This is a genomic window from Salipiger sp. HF18, assembly GCF_011806505.1.
Classification (GTDB): Bacteria; Pseudomonadota; Alphaproteobacteria; order Rhodobacterales; family Rhodobacteraceae; genus Salipiger; species Salipiger thiooxidans.
This window is the reverse complement of sequence record NZ_JAATOS010000372.1, coordinates 1-3,941: the sequence shown is the minus strand read 5'-3', so window position 1 is coordinate 3,941 and position 3,941 is coordinate 1. Positions and strand designations below refer to the sequence as shown.

5 protein-coding genes are annotated in these 3,941 nt (G+C 67.2%); 2 read left to right on the top strand and 3 right to left on the bottom strand.

Going from position 1 to position 3,941, the window contains the following annotated elements:
- Window positions 1-861 (top strand): OmpA family protein (locus tag HC022_RS20750; protein WP_167453684.1); only part of this gene is annotated, 861 nt, incomplete at its 5' end.
- Between the two features lie 93 nt (window positions 862-954).
- Here HC022_RS20750 and HC022_RS20745 read toward each other — a convergent pair.
- The 3 genes from HC022_RS20745 to HC022_RS20735 all read right to left on the bottom strand — a co-directional run bounded on the left by HC022_RS20745 (window position 955) and on the right by HC022_RS20735 (window position 3,553).
- Complete coding sequence (locus HC022_RS20745) at window positions 955-1,359, bottom strand: carboxymuconolactone decarboxylase family protein (protein ID WP_167453683.1); 405 nt, start codon at window positions 1,357-1,359, stop codon at window positions 955-957.
- Window positions 1,304-1,729 (bottom strand): MerR family transcriptional regulator, encoded by a 426-nt coding sequence (locus HC022_RS20740; RefSeq protein WP_008884842.1) that lies wholly within the window; start codon window positions 1,727-1,729, stop codon window positions 1,304-1,306. Before HC022_RS20740 ends, HC022_RS20745 begins: the two co-directional genes overlap by 56 nt.
- Before the next feature lie 216 nt (window positions 1,730-1,945).
- Window positions 1,946-3,553 carry a peptide chain release factor 3 gene (locus tag HC022_RS20735; RefSeq protein ID WP_167453685.1) on the bottom strand — a complete coding sequence of 536 codons (1,608 nt, stop codon included), beginning with the start codon at window positions 3,551-3,553 and terminating at the stop codon, window positions 1,946-1,948.
- A gap of 96 nt (window positions 3,554-3,649) precedes the next feature.
- Between HC022_RS20735 and HC022_RS20730 the strand changes: the two genes are divergently transcribed.
- Complete coding sequence (locus HC022_RS20730; protein ID WP_167453682.1) at window positions 3,650-3,904, top strand: Rho termination factor; 255 nt, start codon at window positions 3,650-3,652, stop codon at window positions 3,902-3,904.
- Window positions 3,905-3,941 lie beyond the last annotated feature (37 nt).

Sequence of the window (3,941 nt, the reverse complement as noted above, 5' to 3'; positions counted from 1 at the left end):
CTCGTGGGCCTTGGTGCGCTTGCACTGACCCAGTTCCTCGGCAACGACGCCAAGGTGGTCGAGAACTCCGGTGACCGCGTGGTGGTCGAGGAGGGTGGCCAGTACCGCGTGCTGCGCAACGACGACGTGCTGCTGCGCCGTCCGGGTTCGGACGTCACCACCTACCGCTATGACGACGGCTCGACTCGCAGCGTCGTGAAATACGACGACGGCAACGTGGTCGAAACGGTGAAGGCCGCCGATGGTCGCGTGCTGCGCCGCACACGGACGCTGCCCGACGGTCAGTCCATCGTGCTCTTCGACGACACACAGGCCGAGACCGAGGTCGTGGTAAACGATCTGCCGCAGACCACCGAGACGCCGCGCCGGATGAACTTCCAGGAGGTGAACGAGACCGAGCTTGCGGCCGCGCTCGCTGCCGAGAGCGGCACGTCGGTGGACCGGACCTTCTCGCTCAACCAGATCCGCAACATCGACGCGGTGCGCCATCTCGTGCCCGAGGTCAGCGTGGACTCGATCAACTTCGAGACCGGCTCGGCCGCGATCCGGCCCGAGGAAGCGCGCGCGCTGGCGGCGCTCGGCAACGCCATGAAGCAGGTGATCGCCGAACGCCCCGGCGAGGTCTTCCTGATCGAGGGCCACACCGACGCAGTGGGCAGCTGGACCTACAACCTCGCGCTGTCCGACCGCCGGGCGGAATCGGTGGCTCTGGCACTGACCGAGTATTTTGACGTGCCGCCCGAGAACATGGTGCTTCAGGGCTACGGCGAGGGTGACCTCGCGGTGCAGAGCGACGCGGCCGAACGCGAGAACCGCCGCGCCGCCGTGCGCCGCATCACGCCGCTGCTTCAGGGCAGCTGAGGCTCCGCCGCGCGCATCGTCGATGGTGCGCGCGGACCGAACGGGATCGCGTCGCGCAGGCAAGCGCGGCGCGATTTTCGTTTGTATTGTGGGCTATTGACCCTCGACCTTCGCGTCACGCGCCGAGAACACCTCGCGCGCGACCGCCAGCGCATTCAGCGCCGCCGGGAAGCCCGCGTAGACGCTCATCTGGATCATGATCTCGACGATCTCCTGCCGGGTGACGCCCACGTTGAGCGCCCCCTGCACGTGCACTCCAAGCTGCTTCGGCGCCGTTGCCATCGCCGACAGCGCCGCCACGGTCGCGATCTCGCGATCGCGCAGCGACAGGCCTTCGCGGGCGTAGATGTCGCCGAAGGGGAACTCGAAGAGCAGCTCGGCAAAATCCGGGGCGATGTCCTGCAGCCCCGCGATCACCGCGTGGCCGGCCTCGCCGTCGATCTCATCGAGCAGCCTGCGGCCGCGTTCGCCTCGTGTTTCCGGTGTTCTCTGCAACATGGTCAGGTCCTTTCGCGTCTGACATCGTCGCCTCGTAGGAGGCGATCTTGCTGTCGAGAACGGAGAGGCAGTCCTGCAGCTCGGCCACGCGCCGTGCCACCTCGGCGCGATGCTCCCGCAGCATCCGGGCGCGCTCGGGCGTGGTGACCTCGCCCTCGGCCCGCGCCCGGGCATAGGCCAGCATTCCCGAGATCGGCATGCCGGTGGTCTTGAGCCGCCCGAGGAACTTCGCCCAGCGAAGCTCGGCCGGCCCGTAGATCCGGTGCCCGGCGCTGTCGCGCAGGGGCGGCTCGATGAGGCCGATCTTCTCGTAGTAGCGCAGGGTGTCCACCGCGAACCCGGTGGCCTGCGCGAACTCTGCGATCCGCATGGCAGGGGCCTTTCGTCCGTTCGACGCTTCCCCTTGTGGGGGCTGGAGCGCACTCCAGGTCAAGGGAAAACTTCGGCTCACGCAGGCCCCGGCAGGGGCGTACGGCCGATACCGGCCCCGCGTCCCCGTCCAGACGTGCGGCTCCTGAGCACCGGCAAGGCCCGTGCCCCGAAGCCCCGGAACGGAAAAGGCCGGGCAGGGCGCCCGGCCATCCGATCAGACCATCATTTCCTTGGTGGCCGAGAGCCTGATGTCGGGATAATCCCGCACCACCCGGTCGATGTCCCATTGCAGCCGGGTCATGTAGACCACGTCGCCGTCGTTGTCGTGGGCGATGTGCTGCTTGTTGGCGTTGACGAATTTCTCCACCGCCGCCTTGTCGCCATGCACCCAGCGCGCCGAGGTGAACTGCGAGGCCTCGAAGCGGACCGGTAGCCCGTATTCCTGCTCGATCCGCGCACCCAGCACCTCGAACTGCAGCGCGCCCACGACGCCCACGATGTAGCCCGAGCCGATGTTGGGCTTGAAGACCTTGGCGGCGCCCTCCTCGGCGAACTGGAACAGCGCCTTCTCGAGGTGCTTGGCCTTCATCGGGTCGCCCGCGCGCACGCCTTGCAGAAGCTCGGGGGCGAACGAGGGGATGCCGGTGACCTTCAGCGTCTCGCCCTCGGTCAGCGTGTCGCCGATGCGCAGCTGGCCGTGGTTGGGAATGCCGATGATGTCGCCGGCCCAGGCCTCTTCCGCCAGTTCGCGGTCGGCGGCGAGGAAAAGCACCGGGTTGGCAATCGCCATGGGCTTCTTGGTCCGCACGTGGGTGAGCTTCATGCCGCGCTCGAAATGCCCCGAGGCAAGGCGGACGAAGGCCACCCGGTCGCGGTGCTTGGGGTCCATGTTGGCCTGCACCTTGAAGACGAAGCCCGCGACCTTCTTCTCGTCGGGGGCAATCTGCCGGGGCTCGGCGCTGGTGGGCTGCGGCTCGGGCGCGAGGTTGCCGATGCCGTCCATCAGCTCCTTCACGCCAAAGGAGTTGATCGCGGATCCGAACCAGATCGGCGTCATGTGGCCTTCGAGAATGGACTGCGGGTCGAGCGCGGGCAGCAGCTCGCGCGCCATCTCGACCTCTTCCTTGAGCTGGTCGAGCAGGTGCGCGGGCACGTGCTCGACCAGCTTGGGGTCGTCGAGCCCCTCGATGCGGATCGACGCCGCCACCTTGTTGCGGTCGGCGCGGTCCATGAGTTCGAGCCGGTTGCGCAGCATGTCGTAGCAGCCGATGAAATCGCGCCCCATGCCGATGGGCCAGGAGGCGGGGGTGACGTCGATGGCCAGGTTTTCCTGGATCTCGTCGATGATCTCGAAGGTGTCGCGCGCCTCGCGGTCCATCTTGTTGCAGAAGGTCAGGATCGGCAGGTCGCGCAGGCGGCAGACCTCGAACAGCTTCTGGGTCTGGCTTTCCACGCCCTTGGCGCCGTCGATGACCATGATCGCCGCATCCACTGCCGTCAGGGTGCGATAGGTGTCCTCGGAGAAATCCGAGTGGCCGGGCGTGTCCACGAGGTTGTAGCGGAAATTGCCGTAATCGAAGGACATGGCCGAGGCCGAGACCGAGATCCCGCGCTCCTGCTCCATCTTCATGAAGTCCGACCGGGTGCGCCGCGCCTCGCCCTTGGCACGCACCTGTCCCGCCATCTGGATGGCGCCGCCATACAGAAGGAATTTCTCGGTCAGCGTGGTCTTGCCCGCGTCCGGGTGCGAGATGATCGCAAAGGTGCGGCGGCGGGCGATTTCCGCGGGAAGGTCGGGGCGGTTCGAGGGCGTGTCCAGCATGGCGCGCATATAGCTTCACCGCCCCCGCTTGGGAAGGCCCCGCGGAACCCTCCGGCCCGCCTGCGGGTTCTTCCTGCGCAGAGAGGAGACACAGCGATGGCCAACCCCAGCCTCAAGAACGAAGAACTCTACGAGACCCTGCGCGACAAGGGCATGTCGAAGGAAAAGGCGGCCCGGATCTCGAATGCCGAGGCCAACCCCGACATGCACCCCTCCGAAAAGGGGGGCAAGGCGCCTCCCTACGAGGACTGGACCAAAGACGCGCTCTACGCCCGCGCGCAGGAAATCGACATCGCAGGCCGCTCCACCATGACCAAAGCCGAGCTCATCAAGGCCCTCCGCTCCCACTGACGCGCAGCTCTCTCCGCCTCACCCCGGCCCCCGACCA

What these genes read in the sequence shown, in the direction of transcription:
- HC022_RS20745 (WP_167453683.1), bottom strand. Translation starts at nt 1,359, where the DNA reads ATGTTGCAGAGAACACCGGAAACACGAGGCGAACGCGGCCGCAGGCTG.
- HC022_RS20740 (WP_008884842.1), bottom strand. Translation starts at nt 1,729, where the DNA reads ATGCGGATCGCAGAGTTCGCGCAGGCCACCGGGTTCGCGGTGGACACC.
- HC022_RS20735 (WP_167453685.1), bottom strand. Translation starts at nt 3,553, where the DNA reads ATGCTGGACACGCCCTCGAACCGCCCCGACCTTCCCGCGGAAATCGCC.
- HC022_RS20730 (WP_167453682.1), top strand. Translation starts at nt 3,650, where the DNA reads ATGGCCAACCCCAGCCTCAAGAACGAAGAACTCTACGAGACCCTGCGC.